22 protein-coding genes are annotated in these 23,830 nt (G+C 52.0%); 3 read left to right on the plus strand and 19 right to left on the minus strand.

What is annotated here, in order from left to right:
* Nucleotides 1–2: 2 nt before the first annotated feature.
* Both kdpA and kdpF read right to left on the minus strand, forming a co-directional pair.
* A complete protein-coding gene (kdpA, locus tag HKK57_RS00650) occupies nucleotides 3–1,697 on the minus strand; it encodes a potassium-transporting ATPase subunit KdpA (protein WP_169389625.1) in 1,695 nt (564 codons plus the stop codon).
* Nucleotides 1,698–1,705: 8 nt separating this feature from the next.
* A complete protein-coding gene (gene kdpF / locus HKK57_RS00655) occupies nucleotides 1,706–1,795 on the minus strand; it encodes a K(+)-transporting ATPase subunit F (protein ID WP_032863112.1) in 90 nt (29 codons plus the stop codon).
* Nucleotides 1,796–2,193: 398 nt separating this feature from the next.
* Between kdpF and eat the strand changes: the two genes are divergently transcribed.
* The 3 genes from eat (at nucleotide 2,194) to HKK57_RS00670 (ending at nucleotide 4,562) form a co-directional block, all read left to right on the plus strand.
* On the plus strand, nucleotides 2,194–3,558 hold the full coding sequence (eat, locus tag HKK57_RS00660) for an ethanolamine permease (protein ID WP_070995184.1): 1,365 nt from the start codon (nucleotides 2,194–2,196) through the stop codon (nucleotides 3,556–3,558).
* Between the two features lie 111 nt (nucleotides 3,559–3,669).
* Nucleotides 3,670–3,837, plus strand: coding sequence for a DUF2897 family protein (locus HKK57_RS00665; protein ID WP_003172675.1), 168 nt, complete (start codon nucleotides 3,670–3,672; stop codon nucleotides 3,835–3,837).
* A gap of 134 nt (nucleotides 3,838–3,971) precedes the next feature.
* Complete coding sequence (locus HKK57_RS00670) at nucleotides 3,972–4,562, plus strand: TetR/AcrR family transcriptional regulator (RefSeq protein WP_070995185.1); 591 nt, start codon at nucleotides 3,972–3,974, stop codon at nucleotides 4,560–4,562.
* A gap of 17 nt (nucleotides 4,563–4,579) precedes the next feature.
* Here HKK57_RS00670 and HKK57_RS00675 read toward each other — a convergent pair whose 3' ends face one another.
* The 17 genes from HKK57_RS00675 to rfbF form a co-directional block, all read right to left on the minus strand.
* Nucleotides 4,580–4,915, minus strand: a complete 336-nt coding sequence (locus tag HKK57_RS00675) for a ComEA family DNA-binding protein (protein WP_169389626.1) — start codon at nucleotides 4,913–4,915, stop codon at nucleotides 4,580–4,582.
* A 108-nt stretch (nucleotides 4,916–5,023) separates the two neighbouring features.
* Entirely contained in the window at nucleotides 5,024–7,018 is a 1,995-nt protein-coding gene (locus HKK57_RS00680) for a polysaccharide biosynthesis protein (RefSeq protein WP_169389627.1), read from the minus strand.
* Nucleotides 7,019–7,101: 83 nt separating this feature from the next.
* Nucleotides 7,102–8,127, minus strand: coding sequence for an MraY family glycosyltransferase (locus HKK57_RS00685; RefSeq protein WP_169389628.1), 1,026 nt, complete (start codon nucleotides 8,125–8,127; stop codon nucleotides 7,102–7,104).
* A gap of 19 nt (nucleotides 8,128–8,146) precedes the next feature.
* On the minus strand, nucleotides 8,147–9,112 hold the full coding sequence (locus tag HKK57_RS00690; protein ID WP_169389629.1) for a UDP-glucose 4-epimerase family protein: 966 nt from the start codon (nucleotides 9,110–9,112) through the stop codon (nucleotides 8,147–8,149).
* A gap of 2 nt (nucleotides 9,113–9,114) precedes the next feature.
* Entirely contained in the window at nucleotides 9,115–9,864 is a 750-nt protein-coding gene (locus tag HKK57_RS00695; protein ID WP_169389630.1) for a glycosyltransferase family 2 protein, read from the minus strand.
* A gap of 4 nt (nucleotides 9,865–9,868) precedes the next feature.
* The gene (locus HKK57_RS00700) at nucleotides 9,869–11,284 is read right to left on the minus strand and encodes a mannose-1-phosphate guanylyltransferase/mannose-6-phosphate isomerase (RefSeq protein WP_169389631.1); all 1,416 of its coding nucleotides are present in this window, start codon (nucleotides 11,282–11,284) and stop codon (nucleotides 9,869–9,871) included.
* A gap of 241 nt (nucleotides 11,285–11,525) precedes the next feature.
* Nucleotides 11,526–12,500: a GDP-L-fucose synthase gene (fcl, locus tag HKK57_RS00705; RefSeq protein WP_169389632.1), complete on the minus strand. Its 975-nt coding sequence runs from the start codon at nucleotides 12,498–12,500 to the stop codon at nucleotides 11,526–11,528.
* 3 nt (nucleotides 12,501–12,503) lie between these two features.
* Nucleotides 12,504–13,622 (minus strand): GDP-mannose 4,6-dehydratase, encoded by a 1,119-nt coding sequence (gene gmd / locus HKK57_RS00710; RefSeq protein WP_169389633.1) that lies wholly within the window; start codon nucleotides 13,620–13,622, stop codon nucleotides 12,504–12,506.
* 14 nt (nucleotides 13,623–13,636) lie between these two features.
* The gene (locus HKK57_RS00715; protein WP_169389634.1) at nucleotides 13,637–14,671 is read right to left on the minus strand and encodes a glycosyltransferase family 4 protein; all 1,035 of its coding nucleotides are present in this window, start codon (nucleotides 14,669–14,671) and stop codon (nucleotides 13,637–13,639) included.
* Nucleotides 14,672–14,784: 113 nt separating this feature from the next.
* Entirely contained in the window at nucleotides 14,785–16,020 is a 1,236-nt protein-coding gene (locus tag HKK57_RS00720; RefSeq protein ID WP_169389635.1) for a hypothetical protein, read from the minus strand.
* 128 nt (nucleotides 16,021–16,148) lie between these two features.
* The gene (locus HKK57_RS00725; protein WP_201975825.1) at nucleotides 16,149–17,009 is read right to left on the minus strand and encodes a glycosyltransferase family 2 protein; all 861 of its coding nucleotides are present in this window, start codon (nucleotides 17,007–17,009) and stop codon (nucleotides 16,149–16,151) included.
* A gap of 50 nt (nucleotides 17,010–17,059) precedes the next feature.
* The gene (locus HKK57_RS00730; protein WP_169389636.1) at nucleotides 17,060–18,394 is read right to left on the minus strand and encodes a lipopolysaccharide biosynthesis protein; all 1,335 of its coding nucleotides are present in this window, start codon (nucleotides 18,392–18,394) and stop codon (nucleotides 17,060–17,062) included.
* A complete protein-coding gene (locus tag HKK57_RS00735; protein WP_169389637.1) occupies nucleotides 18,384–19,538 on the minus strand; it encodes a hypothetical protein in 1,155 nt (384 codons plus the stop codon). Before HKK57_RS00735 ends, HKK57_RS00730 begins: the two co-directional genes overlap by 11 nt.
* Nucleotides 19,538–20,440: an NAD-dependent epimerase/dehydratase family protein gene (locus HKK57_RS00740; RefSeq protein WP_169389638.1), complete on the minus strand. Its 903-nt coding sequence runs from the start codon at nucleotides 20,438–20,440 to the stop codon at nucleotides 19,538–19,540. The genes HKK57_RS00735 and HKK57_RS00740 overlap by 1 nt, the downstream gene beginning before the upstream one ends.
* A 185-nt stretch (nucleotides 20,441–20,625) precedes the next feature.
* Nucleotides 20,626–21,939: a lipopolysaccharide biosynthesis protein RfbH gene (gene rfbH / locus HKK57_RS00745; protein ID WP_065942619.1), complete on the minus strand. Its 1,314-nt coding sequence runs from the start codon at nucleotides 21,937–21,939 to the stop codon at nucleotides 20,626–20,628.
* Nucleotides 21,940–21,965: 26 nt separating this feature from the next.
* Nucleotides 21,966–23,051 (minus strand): CDP-glucose 4,6-dehydratase, encoded by a 1,086-nt coding sequence (gene rfbG, locus HKK57_RS00750; RefSeq protein ID WP_169389639.1) that lies wholly within the window; start codon nucleotides 23,049–23,051, stop codon nucleotides 21,966–21,968.
* 2 nt (nucleotides 23,052–23,053) lie between these two features.
* The gene (rfbF, locus tag HKK57_RS00755; RefSeq protein ID WP_169389640.1) at nucleotides 23,054–23,827 is read right to left on the minus strand and encodes a glucose-1-phosphate cytidylyltransferase; all 774 of its coding nucleotides are present in this window, start codon (nucleotides 23,825–23,827) and stop codon (nucleotides 23,054–23,056) included.
* Between the last annotated feature and the right edge of the window lie 3 nt (nucleotides 23,828–23,830).

Below are 23,830 nucleotides of genomic sequence, written 5' to 3' on the forward strand. Positions count from 1 at the left end.
CCTTAGAAGCCCATGCTCAGGTGTTCAGCGATAGGGCCCAGTGCCAGCGTCGGCAGGAACGTCAGGCCGCCCACCAGCAAAATGGTCACGGTCAGCAACGTCACGAACAACGGGCCGTGGGTCGGGAAACTGTTCTGGCCGATCGGTGCGCTTTTCTTCATCGCCAGGCTGCCAGCCAGGGCCAGCACCGGGAGGATGTAGCCAAAGCGCCCGATCAACATGCCCAACCCGAGCATCAGGTTGTGAAACGGCGTGTTGGCGCCAAGGCCAGCAAACGCCGAACCGTTGTTGGCACTGGCCGAGGTGTAGGCGTACAGCAACTGGCTGAAGCCATGGGGGCCGGGGTTGGTGATGGTCGCAGCGGTAGCCGGCACGCTGGCGGCAATCGCGCCGAGCACCAGCACGCCCACCGGCATTACCAGCAGGGTCACCACCAGCAGTTGCACTTCCCGGGCCTGGAGTTTCTTGCCGAGGTATTCCGGGGTGCGGCCAATCATCAAGCCGGCGAGGAATACCGCGATCAGCACGTTGAGCAACATGCCGTACATGCCGGCGCCGACGCCGCCGAAGATCACTTCGCCCACCATCATATTGACCAGCGCCACCATCCCGCTCAGGGGGCTGAGGCTGTCTTGCATGCCGTTGACCGAGCCGTTGGACGCCGCCGTGGTGGTCACCGACCACAACACCGTACCGGTGGTGCCGAAGCGCGCTTCCTTGCCTTCCAGCGGCGCAGTCTGCTCCACGGCCGGATTGTTCAGGGTCGGGTTGGGTTGGTACTCGGACCACAACGACACCGAACCGCCAATCAGGAACAGCGCGAGCATGCAGCCAAGGATCGCGCGGCTCTGGCGCAGGTCCTTGACGTAGTGGCCAAAGGTGAACACCAGCGCCACCGGGATCATGATGATCGCCGCCACTTCAAACAGGTTGGCCCAGGCCGTCGGGTCTTCGAATGGGTGCGCCGAGTTGACACCGAAGAAGCCACCGCCGTTGGTCCCCAGTTGCTTGATCGCAATCTGGCTGGCGGCCGGGCCGAGCGGGATCACTTGATCAACGCCTTGCAGGGTCAGCGCATCAACGTAGTGGGCGAAGGTTTGCGGCACGCCCTGCCACACCAGGAACAACGCCAGCAGCAGGCACAATGGCAGCAGGCCATAGAGGGTGGCGCGAGTCATGTCCACCCAAAAATTGCCCAGGGTACTGGCGGACTTGCGACCAATCCCACGGCAAAGGGCGACAAGGACGGCCAGGCCGGTGGCGGCACTGACAAAGTTCTGCACGGTCAGGCCGGCCATCTGGCTCAGGTAGCTGAGAGTCGCCTCACCGCTGTAGGACTGCCAGTTGGTGTTGGTCATGAAACTGACCGCGGTGTTGAACGCCTGCGTCCACTCCTGCCCGGGCAATTGCTGGGGGTTGAGGGGCAAGTAGTCCTGGAAGAGCAGGATCGAAAAGAGGAGTAAAAATCCGGCGAGGTTGAAGGCCAGCAGGGCCAACATGTACTTCTGCCAACTTTGCTCTTGCTGCGCATCGACCCCGGCCACGCGATAACAGACGCGCTCCACCGGCCCGAAAACCGGGGTCAGCCAGGTGCGCTGCCCTTCCATCACCTTGTAGTAGAACCGCCCCAGAAATGGCGCCGGAACCAGCACCACGGCGAAGAAGGCCATGATCAGCCAATAGTCATAACTGTGCATAGCCGCTCCTAGCCCCGGTCCGCGCGCAACAGCGCAACCAGCAGATAAATGAACAGCGCCACGGCCAATAGCAGTGACACCCCGTCCAGAACACTCATGGAAGTTTCTCCGTCATACGGCGACTGCCGCGTGTGGGCATTGTCCGCAGGAGGGGTGTAAAGGAGCGAGGGCGAGGGGGTGGAGGGGGCGTAAAGATGGCGTAAAGAGTGGGGTGGACGTGAGGTTTGTGGGGCTGTTGAGACCGCTATCGCGGGCAAGCCCGACTCCCACAGTTGGCCGCATTCCAAATGACGTACCCGGTCAACTGTGGGAGTCGGGCTTGCCCGCGATAGCGTCAGCATATCCACCACCGCCCTACCCTGGTGCACGAAATAACGGTCTCAAACAACAGACTATCTCCCACACGACAGTTCCAGCCCTTTACGACACCCTTTTCCAAGCTGGCATGGCCGCTGCAATGTCCTGAAACATTCAAAACCGTTCAGGGAGCAGCGCAATGAACACACAACTCAAGCCCACCTTGGGCACTTTGCACCTTTGGGGCATCGCCGTCGGGCTGGTGATCTCGGGCGAGTACTTTGGCTGGAGCTATGGCTGGGGCGTGGCCGGGACGCTGGGCTTCCTGGTGACGTCATTGATGGTCGCCGCCATGTACACCTGTTTCATCTTCAGCTTCACCGAGCTGACCACCGCGATTCCCCATGCCGGCGGGCCGTTTGCCTACAGCCGTCGGGCCTTCGGCGAGAAAGGTGGGTTGATCGCCGGGTTGGCCACCTTGATCGAGTTTGTCTTCGCGCCGCCGGCGATTGCCCTGGCCATTGGCGCCTATCTGAATGTGCAATTCCCGGCACTCGACCCGAAACACGCAGCGGTCGGGGCCTACTTCGTGTTCATGGGCTTGAATATTCTGGGAGTGAAACTCGCCGCGACCTTCGAGTTGGTGGTGTGCGTATTGGCCGTGGCCGAGTTGCTGGTATTTATGGGCGTGGTCGCACCGGCGTTCAGCTTCAGCAACTTCGCCCTCAACGGCTGGGCGGGTTCCGATACGTTTGGTGCGCCGGCGATTGCCGGAATCTTTGCCGCGATCCCCTTCGCCATCTGGTTCTTCCTCGCCATCGAAGGCGCCGCCATGGCCGCCGAAGAAGCCAAAGATCCAAAACGCACGATTCCCAAGGCTTATATCAGCGGCATCCTGACCCTGGTGTTTTTGGCCATGGGCGTGATGTTCTTTGCTGGCGGCGTGGGCGACTGGCGCACCCTGTCGAACATCAACGACCCATTGCCCCAGGCGATGAAGACCGTGGTGGGCGAAAGCTCCGGTTGGCTGCATATGCTGGTGTGGATTGGCCTGTTTGGCTTGGTCGCCAGCTTCCACGGCATCATCCTCGGCTACTCGCGCCAGTTCTTCGCCCTGGCCCGCGCCGGCTACCTGCCCTCCTCTCTGGCCAAGCTGTCACGTTTCCAGACACCCCACCGGGCAATCCTTGCCGGCGGCGTGGTGGGCATCGCCGCGATCTACAGCGACGGCCTGATCAACCTCGGCGGCATGACCCTTACCGCGGCGATGATCACCATGGCGGTGTTCGGCGCCATCGTCATGTACATCATGAGCATGCTCAGCCTGTTCAAGCTGCGTAAGAGCGAACCGCTGCTGGAACGCACTTTCCGCGCACCGGGCTACCCTATCGTACCGGCGATTGCACTGATCCTGGCGTTGGTCTGCCTGGTCGCCATGGCGTGGTTCAACCCCCTGATCGGCCTGATCTTCCTTGGGTTCATGGCCGCAGGCTTCATCTACTTCCAACTGACCGCCCAAGACCGCGCCGACGCACCGGCAGATGCCATGTTGACCGGGCTCTAAACCAGCGAGGCAGAACGGGCCTACAATGGAACGACTGACGAACGCCGTCACTCAAAGCTGATAGTGCCGTGGGGAATCTTCCCCATGGCAGTCAGCCTCAAGGAGAGCCCTATGCCCTGGTATGCCTGGTTGATCATGGTGGTCGCCATCGGTTCGATCGTTGGTGGCTTGATGATGCTGCGTGACAGCGCCAACAAAGTGGAACTGACCGACGAACAACGCAAACGCGTCGCCGAGCGCAATGCTCAGGCCGATGCCAAGGATGCGCAGGATCGCTGAAACCAACGCCTCGTGCTGACCCTTACCGGCAGCACGCCAGGCGAATCGATTGAGATTAGTGCAAATTTGTAATCGGGCCGAGAAACAGCGCCAAACCTTGGTTAATATGGCGCGATGTTACAGAGGGCCCTCTCATGCGCTACTCGCAAAATCACAAAGCTCAAACCCATCAGCGCATCATTAAAGAAGCGTCGGTGCGCTTTCGCCGCGACGGCATCGGCGCCACCGGCCTGCAGCCCCTGATGAAAGCCCTGAACCTGACCCATGGCGGGTTCTACGCCCACTTCAAATCCAAAGACGAACTGGTGGAAAAAGCCCTGCAAGCGGCCTCCGCCGAGCTGGACACCCATTGTGCGGCGATCTTCAGCCAGGAGCGACCGCTGGAAGCCTTCATCGACAGCTACTTGTCCGAATGGCACCACACCTCCCCCGACCAAGGCTGCCCGCTGCCCACCATGTCCTCGGAACTCGGGCAGCGCGGGCAACAGAGCCCCACCACCGATACAGTCCTCGACGCCCGACTCAAGCAAATCGAAACCGCATTGGGCAGCCCCAGTGCGGACGAACAAAGCCTGGTGATCATGTCGACACTGGTAGGCGCATTGGTACTGGCGCGTAGCGTCGAAAACCCGCAACTGGCGACACGCATACTCGACGTCGTGCGGCAAAACCTGAAAACCGGGATCAATACAGCCCCTGCTGACGCAAAAAAGGCCGGTCAATGACCGGCCTTCTGCTTTGATTACTTAACCTCCAGCCTGTCGCGATTCTTCTCCAGCAGCGACTTGCCAATCCCCTTCACCTCCAGCAACTCATCCACCGCCGTGAACGATCCATTGGACTCGCGATAAGCGATGATCGCCTTGGCCTTGGCGGCGCCAATACCGAACAGATCGCGGCGCAGGGTTTCAGCGTCTGCTGCGTTGAGGTTGACTTTTGGGGTTGGCTGTTCACTTTTGTCTACCTGGGCGACTACCGGCATTGGCGCTTCGGGCTTGGCCGATGGAGCGGCGAAGGCCGCGACTGACAGGCTGGTGAGGACGGCAAAAACCAGGGAGGATAAAACGGATTTACGCATTAGAGACGCTCCATGACATCAGTGGGAAAAGCAGCTTTCCGAAGCTGCTTTTCAAACTTAGGCGATGTGGGGGGATAGTCAAAAATGGGTGAGTTACAGGGTGTTAACTCAGGGCTCCAGACGACGTTGCTGGTAGATCCAATCGACGATCTCACCGTCTGGGGCGTAGCCGCTGACGGTGTCGCGCAAGAGCTGGCGGACGCGGTTGTAGTCGTCCGCTTCCACTGCCGCGAGCAATTGAGTCAGCTTGTCCTTGAGTACATCCCATGGCAGGTGATCTTCGTTGGCACTCATGATCATCGGGTGCTGGGTCGCGACAACATTGTCACCAATGAGCAACTCTTCGTAGAGTTTCTCGCCAGGGCGCAAGCCGGAAAACTCGATGGCAATGTCGCCGTGGGGATTTTTGTCGGAGCGTACGCTAAGGCCGGACAAGTGGATCATTTTCTCGGCCAGTTCAACGATCTTCACCGGTTCGCCCATGTCCAGCACAAACACATCACCGCCCTGCCCCATGGAACCGGCCTGAATGACCAACTGCGCGGCCTCGGGGATGGTCATGAAGTAACGCGTGATTTTCGGGTGGGTCACGGTCAGAGGCCCGCCGGACTTGATTTGCTTGTGAAACAGCGGAATCACCGAGCCAGAGGAACCCAACACATTACCGAAGCGCACCATGGTGAAACGGGTTTTGTTGACGCGGGAAATATTGGCGTTGTCACCGAACAATACCGGCGCCAGCTCACGACTCAGGGCTTGCAATGTCAACTCGGCCAAACGCTTGGTGCTGCCCATGACATTGGTGGGACGCACAGCTTTGTCCGTGGAAATCAGGACAAAGTTGGCAACGCCCGACTGCAGTGCAGCTTGAGCCGTGTTCAGGGTGCCGATCACATTGTTTAACACGCCTTCGGCAATATTGTGCTCGACCATCGGGACATGCTTGTAGGCAGCTGCATGGTAGACAGTATCTACATGCCAGGTCCGCATCACATCCAGCAGCTTGGACTGATTACGCACCGAGCCCAGAATAGGTAGCAGCTTGACTGGTAGCGACTCGCGAACGATCCGTTGCTCAAGCTCCGAGAGGATGCTGTAAAGGTTGAACTCGCTGTGCTCGAACAACAGCAGTGTCGTGGGGCGCAGAGACAGAATCTGCCGGCATAACTCAGAACCGATGGAGCCACCAGCCCCCGTCACCAGGACACTCTGCCCCTTGATGCAATGCTCCAGAAGCTCGCCTTGGGCGGGGACAGTATCGCGTCCCAGCAGATCGGCGATATCGACTTCCTGGATATCGTCGACCTTGACTCGACCACTGGCCAGATCCATGAAACCTGGGACGCTTCTCACGTGCAGTGGATAGCCCTCCAGGAACCCGAGGATTTCACGACGGCGACCACGATTGGACGACGGGATCGCCAGGAGGATTTCCTCGGCCCCCGTTGCGTCAATCATGCGCTGGATATGTTTGGGCTTGTAGACCTGAAGGCCGGAAATAATGCGATCGGAAATGCTCGTATCGTCGTCGATAAATGCCACCGGGCGCATTACCCGCCCCATGCGCAAGGCCGCAACCAGTTGGTTGCCAGCGGCCCCGGCACCGTAAATCGCCACTTTGGTCAGGCCATCGTCACGACTGGTAAATGGCACGTGCTGTGCGGCAGTGAACCAATCGCCGAGAAAGTACTGGCGCATCGCCAAGCGAAGCCCGCCAATCATGATCATGCTCAACCACCAATAGTTGAAAATGATCGAGCGGGGCACAACGTTCTGGTGGTTGCTATACCAATACACCACCACCGCCAGTACCAACGATGAAAGGCTGACGGCTTTGATAATGGTGATCAGCGCATCGTTACCAAAGTAGCGCATCACAGCACGATACATACCGAAGCGGATGAACAGGGGAATCGCAACGATGGGTGCCGCGATAAACATCCAGAAATGCATTCTGACGGGGTTGATCATTTCGTCGATGCCAAGACGCACTACAAATGCAGCCCAGAGAGCGACCCAGACCAGAAAAATATCGGCCAATACCTGGATGGATCTTTTGTATCGGCGAGGCAAACCCAACAAATAGGCCCGCAACATCTCCATAAAACCTCCGAACGGGTGCAGCATTACAAAAAATTCAACTACCAGGATCAGTGAACGTATCGTTTTTTTCAGTGATCAACAAACTACTGCGCACTTACTGTCTTTTCAACAGTGCCCGCATGAAACTTCCAAGCCAGGATCATTAGTGGAACATAAGCCAGTATGATGCCTACAACACCATCCAACCCCAGCAGCGCAACACATAGGGCAATTGGCAGAAGCCAACATACATTCACCAGCCCGACCACCAGTGTAACGGGCAAGTGGCGGCCAAACTGACGTGACGCGTATTGATAGGCGTGGCTGCGGTGGGCTTCGTAAACCTTATCTCCGCGCAACAGGCGTCGAATAAGGGTGAATGTTGCATCAACTATAAACACGCCCAGCAGAATCAGCCAAACCCACAACAGTGACGGCGATACCCAGGCGGCCTGTAATGAAAGAATACCCAATGTGATGCCCAAGAAGCCGCTACCCGCGTCGCCCATGAAGATCTTGGCGGGCGGGAAGTTCCAATAGAGGAACCCGGCAACCGTAAACGCCAGCAGGAGCGGAGCCCAGGCCAACACGCCAAAACCTGCCAACGCATAGATCAGCGAGGCACTTACGCAGACACAGATAGCCTCCACACTGGCGAGGCCATCAATGCCGTCCATGAAGTTGTAAAGGTTAAGCATCCAGACCAGATACAAAGCCGCCAGGACAAGACCTAGCCACCCCATATCCAAGGACATGCCAAACAGGGCTATCGGGGGCATGCCACCTAGCCAGAACAGTGCCCAGATTGCGCCGGCAAAATGCCCCAGTAGACGCCAACGCGCAGCGATATGCCCGTGATCATCCAGAAAACCCAGCACCGCAATACCCGCACCAGCCCCCATCAACGCCCAAGCGGAGTTCCACTGCAACAGTGAGAGCACCGGCAGGACCAACAGTAGAAGAAGGAAACTCAAGACAATTGCAACACCGCCCCCCCTAGGCGTAGGGACTGTATGAGAGCTCCTGGCGTTGGGAATATCCATGAGGCTTTTAGATAGCGCATAACGCCGCAAGTAGGAAGTCAGCAATAAAGAAAGACCGCCAGCGGCAACCAGAAAAATCCAAACCATCACTCAAGCTCCAGACGCTTTATAAACCGACGTGCCCATCAATAAACTTCTTACCTGCCGATACCATCGCTTTTTCAGGCGAAACAGGCGGCGTCCATCCAAGCAACTGGCCAGCCTTGGATGAATCAATCTGCAGGGATCCGCAGAGCTGGGTGTAAATCCCCTGCTTGCCCGCAAGCTTTGCAAGCACTCGCAATAGAGTGACAGGGACCGGAAGCAATATGGCTCGGCGCCCCATCCCTCGGGCCAGGAACTTGATCATTTGCGAAGTGGAAAGATCTTCACCGTCCGATGCAAGAAACACTTGGTTAGCCGCAGCCGGATGATCAATACACACAATGATCAAATCGACCAGGTTTTCAAGGGCTACCATGCTGCGCCTGTTCTCTACTCGCCCGAATGGCAACGGCAGCCCAGTACCGACGAGCTTCAACAAGCGCCGAAAGTTGCCAGGCGCATGAGCAGCGTAGACCAGTGGGGGACGCACGATAACGACCTCCATGCCCGTTGACTCTGCCAATTGCAGCAATCCGACTTCAGCCTCTAGCTTAGAGACCGCATAATCTGCATGGGGAGCGGGAACAGAACTTTCGCAGAAAGGTTTATCAACGGTAGAGGCACCGTTTACGCCAATTGAACTGATAAACACAAACCGCTTAACTCCAGCGGCGGCGGCCTGGGTGGCAAGGTTGAGGGTCGCCCGGGTATTGGCCTCCCTGAACAATTCCAACGCATTGGCCTCTTGCTGCAGAACGTGGGCACGCCCTGCGGTATGAATCACACAGTCCACGCCAATCAGCGCATCACGCCATGACGTATGTGGACCAAAATCACCCAACGCGAATACTGGATGCCGGCCCTCAAGTGCCGGGAGCTCATAGCGACTGGCTACAGAGATCGAATGGTTGGCGCGCGAGGACAACTGCTCAAAAAGCTCTGAGCCGACAAAGCCGGTGCTACCCGTTAGTAGAATCTTATTTAGCATGCTCATTTCAAAAAATAACTGGCGACTTTGAACGGTATCTTCATGGCAATCATAAAAATATTGGTATAAATACCATTTTCCCTACAGGCGCGAACAACTTCCATATTCTGGTGAATCTTCCACCAAAATCCGGTCGTACTGATACCGCCCTGGCGCATTTTTACCATATTCGCGTCATGCCGGGCGAGCTTGATGTCATGGGTAATAAATCGCGCCATTAGTTCAAAATCCGCGGATACACGATAACCCAACTTATAGTAACCATACTGTTCAAACAGCCCTCTACGGGCATAGAACGTCGGGTGAGGCAACATGAGTCCAAAGCGGATTTTCCATGCTGAAAAACCGGAGGATGAATATTTTCGCGTGACCACATCAATATTGTCACGCTGGACAAATACCAGATTTGCGTACGACGCATCACAATCCGGGTTCATCTGCAAAAACGTTACCAGTTCCTGAATAGTCGAAGTGCTGGAAAACACGTCGTCCGAATTCAGAATACCAACATAGTCACCAGTCGCCTGCTTGATACCCTTGTTCATTGCATCGTAAATGCCCTTGTCAGGCTCGCTCAACACCGTCGAAATACGTCCTTCATAGTCCGAAATAATCTCCAGCGTAGAATCCTTGGAGGCACCGTCTACAACTATGTATTCAATATTTCCATACGTCTGAGACAGTACGGACTCAAGCGTATCGCGAATAGTCGAAGCGCTGTTGTAGCAAACGGTGATAATCGAAATTTTCAAGACATCAACCCTTCACACGACCGTATACATCTTCAAAACGAACGATATCGTCCTCCCCCAGATAAGACCCCGATTGAACTTCGATCAACTCAAGGGGAATCATTCCCGGGTTTTCCAGGGCGTGAATCTGACCAATCGGGATATAGGTCGACTGGTTCTCGGTCACCAGGTAGGTTTTCTCACCATTGGTCACACGTGCAGTCCCGCTCACCACGATCCAGTGTTCGGCACGATGATGATGCATTTGTACCGAAAGCTTCTCGCCAGGTTTGACGGTGATGCGCTTGACCTGATAACGCTCGCCGTTATCGATGGAGTCGTAGACACCCCACGGCCGGTAGACCTCACGATGGTTGGTGTGCTCGTGACGCTTGCAGCCCTTGAGTTGGTCAACGATCTTCTTCACGTCCTGTACGTGGTCCTTGTGCGCGACCAGTACCGCATCCTTGGTTTCCACGATGATCAGGTTTTCAACGCCAACGGTGGTCACCAGGCGGTGCGTTGCGTGTACATAACTGCCTGAAGTGTTTTCGGACAGAACATCACCCTTGAACAGGTTGCCCTGTTCGTTTTTCTCACCCGAATCCCAGATAGCCGACCAAGAACCGATATCACTCCAGCCGGCATTCAACGGCACCATCACCGCGTCGCTGGTTTTCTCCATCACCGCGTAGTCAATCGAATCATCAGGGCTGCTGGAAAAGATAGCGCTGTCGACCCGGGTAAAGTGCATATCCTGCGCGCCCTTGGCCAAGGCCTCACGGCACACCGAAACGATCGTTGGCTGGAAGCGCTCCAGCTCCTGAATGTATCGGCTGGCACGGAACATGAACATGCCGCTGTTCCAGAAGTAACTGCCTTGAGCAAGATAGTCTTGTGCGGTAGCCAGATCCGGCTTTTCAACAAAACGGCTGACTTCAAAACCGCCCTCGTCTACCGCCGCCCCCATTTGAAGGTAACCGTAGCCCGTTTCAGGGTGGGTTGGCGTGATGGCAAAGGTCACCAGCTTGCCCGACTCGGCGAGCACCAATGCTTTGGCGATACTCTGGTGAAAGGCGTTCACATCCTGAATCAGATGGTCAGCAGCCAATACCAGCATGATCGGATCGGTCTGCTCGGACAGGGCCTGCAAGGCAGCCAAGGCAATGGCCGGCGCCGTATTACGACCCACTGGCTCAAGGATGATATTGGCCTCTTCCAGGCCCAGTTGCCGCAGTTGTTCAGCGGCAAGAAAACGATGATTTTCATTGCAAATCAATCGTGGAGTTGCGTGCTCAAGGCCATCAAGACGTTGAATAGTCGCCTGGAGCATGGTCAAGTCTGGATCCACCAAAGACTGGAATTGCTTGGGGTTAAGCTGACGAGACAAAGGCCATAAGCGAGTGCCGGAGCCACCCGCCATGATTATTGGAAGAAACATTCAATCATCCTTTGATTCTTACTGAATCAGCGCGGTTCGATACACGCGGGTGTTGTAACAAATGGGCGAAAGACTAGGAGCTGCTCATCATACGCTTCGTGCCAGGTCGTCTGCTGCTCAATAAAAGGGGATCAGCAAAGGTAGACCCGACACCCGTAGTAAAAAAGCCTTCATCTGGTGCTGTATAAAAATAAAACGAGGAGCAGCTATATTCCTTAATAGCACACAGCCCTCAAACCCTTCAGCCCCGAACATCCAGACGGTTGGCCACAAACCAGTGATAGGCATCCCGCAACCCGTCTTCGAGTTCGATACTCGCTTTCCACCCCATGGACTCGAGTCTTGATACGTCCATCAGCTTACGCGCCGTGCCATCCGGCTTACTCGCATCAAAGCTCAAGGTTCCCTTGAACCCAGTAACCTTGGCGATAGTTTCGGCAAGCTCACGGATCGTGCAATCGATCCCTGTGCCCACATTGACATGGGAGAGCATTGGCTGCGTGTTGGCTTTACATACCTCACCATCAAGCTCCATCACGTGAACACTGGCTGCAGCCATATCGTCAACATGCAGGAACTCACGCATTGGCTTGCCGCTACCCCAAATGGAGACTTCTTCGACAGACTGCTCTACCGCATCATGGAAACGGCGCAGCAATGCCGGGATAACGTGGCTGTTATCCGGATGGTAGTTATCGTGAGGACCATACAGGTTGGTTGGCATCACACTACGATAGTCACGACCATGTTGGCGGTTATAGCTCTCGCACAACTTAATGCCCGCAATCTTGGCAATTGCGTAGGGTTCGTTCGTCGACTCAAGCGTACCGGTCAGCAGGGCTTCTTCCTTCATCGGCTGCTCGGCGAGCTTCGGATAAATGCATGAAGATCCCAGGAACAGCAGCTTTTGTACGCCCGCACGATGTGCGGCTTCAATCACGTTGGCCTGGATCATCAGGTTGTCGTAGATGAAGTCTGCGGGGTAAGTGTTGTTGGCATGAATCCCACCTACCCGCGCGGCTGCCAGGTACACCTGGCCGACCTGATGCGTATCGAAATACGCTCGCACCGCTTTCTGGTCCAGCAGGTCGACATCCTCCCGGCCCAGGGTCAGGATGTTCTGATAACCCAAGCCGGATAAACGCCGTACAATAGCCGAGCCGACCATACCGCGGTGCCCTACGACCAATACTGCCTCATTAAGATTGCGCGCCACCGATCAGTTCTCCGTTGCTACAGGAATCTCATGACCGTGCTGCTTAAGCAAGGCATGACGCTGCGCTACCTTCAAGTCTTCGCGAACCATTTCGGCGCACATTTCCTGTACGGTAATTTCCGGCGTCCACCCCAGCTTGGTCTTGGCTTTGGTTGGGTCGCCCAGCAAGGTTTCCACTTCGGCAGGACGGAAGTAACGCGGATCAACACGCACGACCACATCACCCACGTTCAAAGCAGGCGCTTTGTCACCTTCAATGGACTCGACGACCGCAACCTCGTCAACGCCAGCGCCTTCGAACCGCAGTTTGATACCCAGTTCAGCAGCGGACCAGCGCACGAACTCACGCACCGAATACTGAACGCCGGTGGCAATCACGAAGTCTTCAGGCTCGTCCTGTTGCAGCATCATCCACTGCATCCGTACGTAGTCTTTGGCATGACCCCAGTCACGCAGTGCGTCCATGTTGCCAAGGAATACACACTTCTCCAGGCCTTGGGAAATGTTGGCCAGGGCGCGAGTGATCTTGCGGGTAACGAAGGTTTCGCCACGGCGAGGCGATTCGTGGTTGAACAGAATACCGTTGCAGGCGTACATGCCGTATGCCTCACGGTAATTGACCGTGATCCAGTAGGCATACATTTTTGCAACGGCATAAGGCGAGCGCGGATAGAAAGGTGTGGTCTCTTTCTGCGGAATTTCCTGTACCAGGCCGTACAACTCGGAAGTCGATGCTTGATAGAACTTGGTCTTTTTCTCAAGGCCCAGCAGACGAATGGCTTCCAGGATACGCAAGGTACCCATGGCATCGACATCAGCCGTGTACTCAGGAGATTCGAAGCTTACGGCAACGTGGGACTGTGCACCGAGGTTGTAGACCTCGTCCGGCTGCACTTCCTGGATGATGCGGGTAAGGTTGGACGAATCGGTCAGGTCGCCGTAATGCAAGACAAATTTCTGGTTGCCTACGTGCGGATCCTGGTAGAGGTGGTCCACGCGCTGGGTATTGAAGGACGAGGCACGACGCTTGATGCCGTGGACTTCGTAGCCTTTTTCCAGAAGAAATTCTGCAAGGTACGAGCCATCTTGGCCGGTAATCCCAGTGATAAGTGCCTTTTTCATACTGTTTCCGTCTTTCAAGCTAATTTTTTTCCGAGAACTTGCTCGTATAATGCCATAGTTTTTTTGTATGTAATATCCCAGCTAAACTTCTCGGCCTGTATAAATCCTTTACTTATGAGTGATTGCCTATAATCGTCACTCATCAAGGCACTGATGCCTGCTTCGATCTCCTCGACGGTGCCGCGCTCAATCAAATGCGCGGCGTCTCCTGCGACTTCCGGTATGGATGAGGCATCAACAGCAATTACCGGGCAACCCGCGTTCATGGCTTCCAAGACTGGAATCCCGAAACCCTCATAAAGAGAGGGGTAAATCAAACATATCGCCTTATTATATTCGACATTTAACTCAGCATTGGTCAAAAATCCTGCATGCCTATACCGGCCAGGCAAGTTCTCGTCGAGAAAGGCAAGTTCCTTTTTGTCGAACCCTCCTCCACCAACACAAACAAGCACCAGATCCTTGAACAAAGACACAGCCTTTACCACTGAATCAAAGTTTTTATACCCCTGCCTCGCGCCAACAAAAATTGCCTGCGGCAAATCTGAGAGCACCATTCCAGGAATTGAAAAATAGTCTGCAGAGACGCCATTAGGAATGACTTCAATGCGATCCTCGCTGACGCCTGAAAACTCTAGAGCATCATTCTTCGTGCTTTCCGAAACACAAATTATTTTATCGGACTTATTTATAGCTCTATTTTTCTGCCAAGAATGAACTTGTCTTTTAAGGCCACCAATATACCGCTCATAGGTATAGTCGTGCACGGTCGTGATTACTTTTGACAGGCCGATACTTGATGAATCTGGGAGCCGATAATATGTAGAATGAAATATATCGGCACGCTCATAATTCACACTCCTATATCGCTCAGCCAACCGCGGAGCACGAACTATATTTTTTTTACCCGGAAACTCCACGGAATGACCATACGATATCACAGAGTAATTGCACGACGCTTCGGAAAGCCGAGAAAGCAGCTCATTATAAAGAACTGAAATTCCGCCATTACGTTGTAGAGAATAAATAATACCATCGTACAGAATCATAAACCCCTCAAACGAGCCAACACAATTGAGCATCAAAGCTTTTCGTTAAAAACGACAGCCACCAATAAAAAAATCAGAAAACCGAGCACAAAACTCCGCACCAAAAACACAACTCATACTCCTATCGCCGACGGCACAACCCTGCGTAGCGAAAAGTATATACAACAGCTCAAAACAACGAACACCAACACCTTAGTCGCCGCATTAAAAAACAACATAAAGTCAGGAAAAAACAAAAAGACGAGAAGCAAGTAAACCCTAGCATCAACTGTTGAATCATTACCGACAGAAGTGTACTTGAAACGATATACCAAATTATAGCTCAAAAAAGCAAAGCAAATAACCGCCGGATTTAATAGCGCACCAAATATCACACCAGGCATACCAAAATCCGCATAAAACTCAGTCGGCCCACCGAACGCCGGGGTATTAGTCGCCTCCGCTGCCCCAGGAAAAAAGTACTCATTCACGTACAAAAAACCATAAACAAAAGGTTTGTCCGGATAGAAAAATCGCGGCACAAAAGTCCAAAACTGACTTGTAAATATTTTACCCCAATAATAACTCAACCCCCCCTCATCAAACGCCTTATAAAACATCGCACTATTATTATAATAGTCAAAATATGAAAGCACTCTACTAAGATCCAATTCACCATATGCCTGTGACAAATTATAAATCATCACAGGAAAAACTATCGACGGCACCAAAATCAAACAAAGATAAAAACCCCTTGCCCTATAAAACCACAATGCAACCAGGCCAAATACGGCAAAATCCAGAATCATTCCCTTGCTGCCAAAAAAATATGCCATGCCAACATAAAAAATGATCCCCCAGTACAGCCAATATGACGTCCGTACAAAAGAAAACATATAGCTACCAAAAGATAACGATAAAAACGAGATACTTAAAGCATAAAACATCCCCACACCCACACGATGCAGCTGATAGGCCTCACGGGTATTGAAGATCCACTTCAACCCTCCTCCACCTAGCGCCATGGTCGCCACAAAAAAAACAACATACATGAACAGAAAGACATAGGCGCTACGCCTCAAGCCTTTCTTCGTTATCGTAAAGTCAACATTCTCGTACACCCTAAAGAAAGGTAATTTTACTTTTCCAAAGAAAACCAACCATAGCGTCAATGAAAAAAACGCTACAGTCAAAAAAAACAAGTTTATGCCAATCGCCTCTAGATAATAAGGATCGTCACTCAATCCATTATAAAAAGGAGCAATCAAAACCTTGGTGAGCTCAAACGGCAAAACTGTAAATAGGAGAATTGAAAAAGCGTTAAAAAAAGGTAGCCGATAGAACCAGCACAAAAAGAACAAAAGGGTCAATATTAAAACCAAATAACCAAAGCTAAGACTTAAAAACATTAAGACCCCCACACCAAAGCGACTCTAAACAACAAAAAACTTCTATAACCTAGACATTTTTTCACACTCACAAACAGCTAGTTATATAGCTATTTTTTTTTCTGCAAGAAACTCACCCAAGAACCAGGAAGCAATCTTTTGACAAGATCAACCACCCAGACCTTTAAATATTCCCTGATGAAAATAATTCTATCAATAGCACTCAACCCAACTGCCCTTTCTATAATTCTCGCTCTCTGCTGAATACTCATCAAACGCTTAACATCAGAAACGCCGCCACTACTTATACTACTGACTACAACATTTACACCACCAAATTTATAACCTTTTACCCATGACAAAAATATAAAATTGTAATCTGCCGCGGTGTGATACGAAAGATCAAATCCAGACTTTTTCAGAATATAACAACGAGCAAATAAAGATTGATGACTGAACTGCATACCCGCTTTTAGCGAACTTACAGGCCCTGCTTTTTTTATTTTCTTAAATCCCCCGTAGTCGACCTCAACATCGCCGTATATTAAATCACTCTCGCGAATTACGGCATTGGAAAAAACACTTTCTACAGTAGCACTCTCGAAAAATATATCTCCCGAATTCATGAAATTAATCCAGGTACCAGAAGCGTACTGGATACCTTTGTTCATTGCGTCATATATTCCACTATCCCTCTCACTCACCCAATAATCGATGGAAGGATTTTTCCTAATAATGTCGAGCGTACCATCCGTACTGCCACCATCAATTACTATATGTTCTATATTCTGATAGGTTTGAGAGGCAATGCTATCAATGGTGCGCTGCAAATTAGCCACGTCATTAAATACAACGGTAACAATCGAGACCAGAGGCTCCGCATCGGAGTGCAACTTTTTGGCAACACCTCCCATTCTAGCCCCGCCCTCAAGACATAAAGAATTGTCAACACCACCCATATCAGAACTCAACACAACCTCCAAAACCAATACAAGTAGAGCATTTCATGATAAACACCTAACTAATTCGCCATCTTACGCACTGAGTTCAAATACCAATAAACACAAATCGGTAGCAAAACCGCTGAAAGTGATAGCGTCAGCACTGAGCCGTAAATCACTCCTGGCATTCCATACACACGCCCTAGGGCAACCGACAAAGGGACATTGATAATAGCCTGGACAACGGCGAGCCACATCTGAACTTTTAATATTCCTACGCCATTCAAAAAATAGGCGTAGATGTCACTCCATACTCTAAGCAGTACAAACACTGACATAGCTACAAGAAGATTAAACCCTGAGCCAATGCGATAGCCCGACCATAGATAAATAATATCATGGCCAAAAGCACATAATATCAATGCAGGAACAAACAGAACCGCACAAACCCAGTGAGACCTGCCCAAAGCCTTTATCATCCATGGATAATCCTTGTTTGCTGCCGCATGAGTGTATCGAGACCAGAGCGGCGCCAGAAACAAGGTACTCATAATCAAGATAGCGCTATATGCCTTGAAAACAAGCTCATACTCAGCCAAAGAGGTCGGACCAAATAGTTTTATCACAATAATTTTATCAGTACTAAATATAACCAATACCGCGAGCTGGATAATAAAGAATTGCCCCCCCAGCATCGCTATACTTCTTACCCGATCACGCCGAAAAAAGCCGAAACGCGGTCTTAGCTCCGGACTGCCCTTATAGAAAAATGCGGAAACCAAAAACGTAGTTATAACCTGAGAAACGCCATAAGTTATGCAAATCACCATCAGCGACGGAAGGAAAACCGCCTTAATAAAAAGCACTGATAATAATGCAATGAAATTCGCGAGAAACTGATGCGCCACAGTCATAAATGACTTCTTGGAGGCATGAAGAACTTGTAGAACAATCAGCAAAGTAAAATTAACTAAAAAAAGAAAAACAACTGCCGCCATGGACCATTGAAACTCGGATAACGACACATCTTCCGTACTGAATACACTTTGCCAATCGATAAAAAAATTAGCACTGAGAAAAACCACATACAAAACCAGGCTCAGTGCGCCCATCGCTCCGTATGCAGTACTGATCAAAATCGCGGATTCACTTGTATCGTCTCTAGAAAGTGACTCGCTGAGTTTGTTTCTCAATCCGCTGCCGAAGCCAAGGTCAAAAAATATGACCCAAGATACAATACTGAAAACCGCCACCCACACACCGAATTTAGCCCCTCCCAAGTAACTCAGCATCAAAGGCAGCAATATAAAAGAGCATGCAATAGCCAATATTTTAAAAAACAAAGACCCCCACATCTCTACTGCATAGACGTTCAGCTTCCCTCCTGACAGTAGTCTCAAACCTTTAAACCTCATTACTCATGACCATTTCAAAGACGTTTATACATTCTCTCGAAGGCATATTAACTTCTTCTTTCTGTACGGATTCAAAAACCGCACCGGGAAAATATTGTCTAAGGAGATCCGAAGCCGCCTGAATATCCCTTGGCAGCCTGATAAAACTGGAACTTTGCTCAAATTCCTTTTCATATCCGAACTCAGACTCGACCACTGCAACCCGTTGTGCAAAATGCATCGACTTTTGCAACGCCCCTTCAATTGGCGCAGACCAAAGACTGGGATTGACTACCAAATGGCCTTTTTGAATTGCACACTTCAATCCGGTTTCCCATGTGCACTCTTTGAATGTAATGTTTGCTGCGTCTATTTTTCGCCCAAGTGCCAGCTCACACTGTTCTCTAGAGGACGGGATAAATGCCGAAAATTCACTCAGAGACTCTGCCAACTCAACAAAGTATCTTATCCCTTTTGCTAACTGGGGAGCGCCATGGAATACGAGATCATAGGAGGGCATCAAGACATCTGCGACTTCGAATTCAGAATTTTTAACGCTTGCAATTTCGCCAGTATCCAACCCGACGACTCGAGTCTGCGTACCGGCACCAAATCGCGCACGAATCAGCTGAGCCTGGCTGAAGTTCTGCGTCAAAAATATCACCTTGCTAGATAACCTCTCAAACTCCTCCAAAAAATCAATATTCTCCTCCCGTCTAACTTTCACAGGAAAAGGCTGGCAGGTCGGCATTGCATTTCGAGGTCCTGAAAGACATTTCAGGCACTCGGCCTCTAACTCCGGATGCAAATTATAGGAACGCATGCAAAAAAAACTGTTATCCATCACATACAGATAAACTTTATTTTTGCGCACCATATCTATAAAACGGGAAAATCCTGCAGTTTGCGGGTGCACAAATACAACAACTGCACCATCTATACTCCTTACCCTCCAAGCAAAACGAGCACTGTCAACAAGGCGAGAAAGTACTTCTGCAGCCACCCGAAGGTACATCTTATGCTTAAGCATCCGACCTATCGGCTGAGGATTTCTTCTAACAATCACACTAAAGCCTTCAGCGGCAGCCTGCACAATTAGTTTGCGCATTAATCGCCCGACGCCGCCGTCAGACACACCTATTCCACTCACTAAATATTTTTTCATCACGTAGCGGACCTAGATGCCTCTAATAATTCCTGTATACCCTCTACGAGCTCGACTTTTTTCCAGTCCGATTCCAACTCCGAAATTTGGGCGGGACACATGACTTCTCTAAAGCGATAGGGACGACCACCAAACTGAACATTTATGGTCTGCTGAGCAACCCTCTCGACTGCTGCGACCAATTGCTTTACGGATAATCGAGTCCCCGAAACGGCTAGAGTCATGCGTACGGGATCGGGACTTTCAATCAATTTAGTCGCTGCCAGCCGGAAAGACATTGCAACATCTCTAACATGTGAAATATCAATAACTTGATCGCCCGGACTCATATTCAATACTTCAGGTTCCCCCAAAGCCCTGATCAAATAATTGATCAGCTTAGGACGCTTATCTCCAACTCCGTAAGTATCCGCCAGAATCAGCGATATTGCCGACACACCAAATGCGTCATGATAAAAATCAATAATCTTTTCGAATGCCTGCTTTGTTGCAGCATAAAAATTCACTGCTTGGGCTTCATCCTCTCCGAAAAATTGCCATATTGTCCCTGCACTAACTATGTGTTTGACGCCAGCCTGAACCATGGCATCAAGAAGCTGCGAACCAAATAGCACATTGGATGCAATTAATGATGGAATTTTAGCGGTTTGATGTTCAACCAATACCAGTGACGCCAAGTGTAAAACGACGTCAGGTTTAGAGTCGTGCATGGCGGTAATTAATGACTCTCCACTGCCATCGTAAAGATACACCTTACTTTTATGTAAAATGTCCGAAATCTGGGATGTATCCGATTCATCGCGTGTAATCAAGGCAACGGACCAGCCGCTTTCAAGAAGGCAGCGGGCTACTGCCCCCCCGATGAACCCAGTCACCCCGGTAATTAGAGCTTTCTTATGCATTTTACCGCCATATGAAATATCAGGATAACTGCCACCACTGCTGTGCTATCCGAAGACGCCTAAGACCAATTCTTAGCTTCTCTATCAGCTATCTGGCGGACTTGATGCATCCTGCGCGACGCTTAGGTAATCCATACGCCTCGCACAAGATGCCCGTTTACCTCGAGCAGTATTAAAGGTATTACTCAGAAGTTAATACCAAAAAACTCTTCAAGCTTCTCGCCGATAAAATCGAACTGCGCCTGACCCAAACCAGGATAGATCCCCAGCCAGAAAGTCTGGTTCATCGTACGATCGGTGTTGGTCAGCTCCCCGACTACACGGTATTCGATGCCCTGGAAGTACGGCTGGCGGGTCAAATTCCCTGCGAACAGCAGACGTGAGCCGATGTTGTTCTGATCCAGGAACTTCAGCAGGTCAACCCGCTGGACACCCGAGCTTTCTTTAAGTGTCACCGGGAAACCAAACCACGAAGGATCACTATTTGGCGTAGGTTCGGCGATTTCCAGGAAGTCGGACAAGCTGCTCAGACGCTCTTTGAGCAACACGTAGTTGCGCTTGCGCGTGTCAATGAACTCTTGCGCTCGGTCCAGCTGGGCCAGGCCGCAGGCCGCTTGCATATCGGTGATCTTGAGGTTGTAACCCAAGTGGGCGTACACGTACTTGTGGTCGTAGCCCTGTGGCAGGCTGCCGAATTGCTGACCGAAGCGGTCGCCACAGGTGTTGTCGCAACCAGGTGCGCAGTAGCAATCGCGACCCCAGTCGCGGAAAGACTCAGCGATCACTTTCAGCTGTGGGCTGTTGGTGAAAACTGCACCGCCCTCGCCCATGGTGATGTGGTGAGCCGGATAGAAGCTCAACGTGCAGATATCACCAAAGGTACCTACCAGCTTACCGTCGTACGTAGCGCCCAACGCGTCGCAGCAGTCTTCGATCAACCACAGGTTGTACTTATCACAGATGGCTTTGACTGCACCCAGGTTAAATGGGTTGCCCAACGTGTGGGCAAGCATGATGGCCTTGGTCTTGGGCGTAATAGCCGCTTCAATCAAGTTGGTATCAATGTTGTGAGTGACCATATCGACATCGACGAACACCGGGATCGCCCCGAACTGCACGATTGGGTTGACCGTGGTCGGGAAGCCGGCGGCAACGCCGATCACTTCGTCACCTTTCTTGATCGCACGATCACCCAACTTCGGGGAGGTCAGCGTACTGAAGGCAACCAGGTTGGCCGAAGAACCAGAGTTGACCGACAGGGCATATTTGACGCCGAGGAACTCAGCCAGTTTCTGTTCGAACTGCGCATTGAAACGCCCAGTGGTCAGCCAACCATCTAGAGAGGCCTCAACCATTAATTGCAGCTCACGAGCCCCAATAACCTTGCCGGAAGGCGGAATAACGCTTTCACCGGCAACAAAAGGTTTGGGCGCCAGGGCGGCTTGAGCGTACTGCTCAACGAGTTTACTGATTTCCTGGCGAAGCATATCGGGTGTCATGGCGTTTCCTGCTTGAAAAATTTGGGTTACTTGCCGCATGAAGACATGGCGGCCATATAGGCTTCGATTTCCTGCAGACACAGGGAGTGAACATCATCCCCGGCCAGCCAGGCTCTATGCCAATTGACGATGTAGGCCAATGTTGTCTCCAGGGACCACGTCGGCGACCAGTGCAAGTGAGCGCGGGCCTTTGATACATCAAGTTTCAGGTAGCGTGCTTCATGGGGCTGCGGGTTCTGATCCAGGGCCCAACTGGCCCCCTCTCCCCACGTCTGGACCATATGGTCCAGAATCCAATCAACCGGCCGGGCATCTTCATCTTTCGGGCCAAAGTTCCAGCCCTGAGCCACGGCCTGACCACGCTCCCACAGATTTTCAGCCAGGACCAGATAACCACTAAGTGGCTCCAGCACATGCTGCCATGGTCGTGTGGCCTGAGGATTGCGAATAACTACCGGCTGCTGCTTTTCAAAGGCGGCAAGTATATCTGGAATCAACCGATCTTCGGCCCAATCGCCGCCGCCGATAACATTGCCGGCCCGCGCAGACGCAAGGGCGGTGGGTTGTTCATTGCCAAAGAATGAGTTGCGATAGGCCGATGTTACGAGTTCCACACAGCCTTTGCTGTTGCTATAGGGATCATGCCCCCCCATAGGCTCATCTTCTCTGTAACCCCACTCCCACTCGCGGTTCTCGTAACATTTGTCTGTCGTGACGTTGACGATTGCGCGCAGGCCGGAGCATTGACGCGCGGCCTCAAGTACATGAACGGTACCCATCACGTTGGTGGCATAGGTTTCGACCGGTTGCTTGTAAGACAGTCGTACCAGCGGTTGCGCGGCCATATGAATCAGGATGTCAGGACCAAAACTGACCATGCTCTGAGTCACGACTTGTAGATCCCGGATATCACCGATTTGCGACTGCATGCCGCCCTCGACTCGCGCCTCATCGAAAAGCGCCGGGGTGGTAGGCGGAGCCAGGGCATAACCCTTGACCTTGGCCCCCATGCTTTGCAGCCACAGGGAAAGCCAACTTCCCTTGAAACCAGTATGGCCCGTCAGGAATACCTTTTTGCCTTTCCAGAAGGCGGGAGTGACAGAGGCTTTCATTTTCACTCCCAGCTTTTCCACGGTGCCTTGCCCGATATCCAAAGTTCTTCAAGCAAATGTTTATCTCGCAGGGTATCCATCGGCTGCCAGAAGCCTTGATGCTCGTACGCCATCAGTTGATTATCGGCTGCGAGGGTCATCAAAGGCTCCTGCTCCCATACACAACTGTCGTCGCCAATGTAGTCGAGAACCTGAGGCTTCAAGACAAAGAAGCCGCCATTGATCATGGCGCCGTCGCCCTTGGGCTTCTCCTTGAAGTTGAGAACCTGCCCTTGGCGAATGTCCAGGGCGCCGAAGCGCCCAGGTGGATAGGTCGCCGTCAACGTAGCGGCCTTGCCATGTTTTTTGTGAAAATCGATCGTGCCACTGATATCGATATCACCGACACCATCACCGTAGGTAAAGCAGAAAGACTCTTCATTTTTCACATACTCGGCGACGCGGCGCAGACGGCCACCGGTCATCGACTCATCGCCAGTATCGACCAGCGTCACACTCCAAGCTTCTGCGCGCTTATCGTGAACTTCCATAGTGTTGTCACGCATGTTAAAAGTGACATCTGACATATGGAGGAAGTAGTTGGCAAAGTACTCTTTAATGACATAGCCTTTGTAACCACAGCAGATAATGAAGTCATTAATACCGTGCGCAGAATACATTTTCATGATGTGCCACAAGATCGGCTTCCCGCCAATTTCCACCATGGGCTTGGGCCGGGTACTGGTCTCTTCGCTCAATCTTGTGCCTAGCCCGCCAGCCAAAATCACAGCTTTCATCTT

It is taken from the genome of Pseudomonas sp. ADAK21, from assembly GCF_012935735.1.
GTDB classification, from domain to species: domain Bacteria; phylum Pseudomonadota; class Gammaproteobacteria; order Pseudomonadales; family Pseudomonadaceae; genus Aquipseudomonas; species Aquipseudomonas proteolytica.

Excerpts from the sequence above, each read along its gene's own strand:
- HKK57_RS00700 (WP_169389631.1), bottom strand. The coding sequence starts at position 11,284 with ATGTTTCTTCCAATAATCATGGCGGGTGGCTCCGGCACTCGCTTATGG.
- eat (WP_070995184.1), top strand. The coding sequence starts at position 2,194 with ATGAACACACAACTCAAGCCCACCTTGGGCACTTTGCACCTTTGGGGC.
- kdpA (WP_169389625.1), bottom strand. The coding sequence starts at position 1,697 with ATGCACAGTTATGACTATTGGCTGATCATGGCCTTCTTCGCCGTGGTG.
- HKK57_RS00740 (WP_169389638.1), bottom strand. The coding sequence starts at position 20,440 with ATGCATAAGAAAGCTCTAATTACCGGGGTGACTGGGTTCATCGGGGGG.
- rfbH (WP_065942619.1), bottom strand. The coding sequence starts at position 21,939 with ATGACACCCGATATGCTTCGCCAGGAAATCAGTAAACTCGTTGAGCAG.
- HKK57_RS00690 (WP_169389629.1), bottom strand. The coding sequence starts at position 9,112 with ATGCTAAATAAGATTCTACTAACGGGTAGCACCGGCTTTGTCGGCTCA.
- HKK57_RS00685 (WP_169389628.1), bottom strand. The coding sequence starts at position 8,127 with ATGGTTTGGATTTTTCTGGTTGCCGCTGGCGGTCTTTCTTTATTGCTG.
- HKK57_RS00680 (WP_169389627.1), bottom strand. The coding sequence starts at position 7,018 with ATGGAGATGTTGCGGGCCTATTTGTTGGGTTTGCCTCGCCGATACAAA.
- HKK57_RS00715 (WP_169389634.1), bottom strand. The coding sequence starts at position 14,671 with ATGATTCTGTACGATGGTATTATTTATTCTCTACAACGTAATGGCGGA.
- HKK57_RS00730 (WP_169389636.1), bottom strand. The coding sequence starts at position 18,394 with ATGAGGTTTAAAGGTTTGAGACTACTGTCAGGAGGGAAGCTGAACGTC.
- HKK57_RS00665 (WP_003172675.1), top strand. The coding sequence starts at position 3,670 with ATGCCCTGGTATGCCTGGTTGATCATGGTGGTCGCCATCGGTTCGATC.
- gmd (WP_169389633.1), bottom strand. The coding sequence starts at position 13,622 with ATGAAAAAGGCACTTATCACTGGGATTACCGGCCAAGATGGCTCGTAC.
- rfbG (WP_169389639.1), bottom strand. The coding sequence starts at position 23,051 with ATGAAAGCCTCTGTCACTCCCGCCTTCTGGAAAGGCAAAAAGGTATTC.
- HKK57_RS00735 (WP_169389637.1), bottom strand. The coding sequence starts at position 19,538 with ATGAAAAAATATTTAGTGAGTGGAATAGGTGTGTCTGACGGCGGCGTC.
- HKK57_RS00670 (WP_070995185.1), top strand. The coding sequence starts at position 3,972 with ATGCGCTACTCGCAAAATCACAAAGCTCAAACCCATCAGCGCATCATT.
- rfbF (WP_169389640.1), bottom strand. The coding sequence starts at position 23,827 with ATGAAAGCTGTGATTTTGGCTGGCGGGCTAGGCACAAGATTGAGCGAA.
- kdpF (WP_032863112.1), bottom strand. The coding sequence starts at position 1,795 with ATGAGTGTTCTGGACGGGGTGTCACTGCTATTGGCCGTGGCGCTGTTC.
- HKK57_RS00675 (WP_169389626.1), bottom strand. The coding sequence starts at position 4,915 with ATGCGTAAATCCGTTTTATCCTCCCTGGTTTTTGCCGTCCTCACCAGC.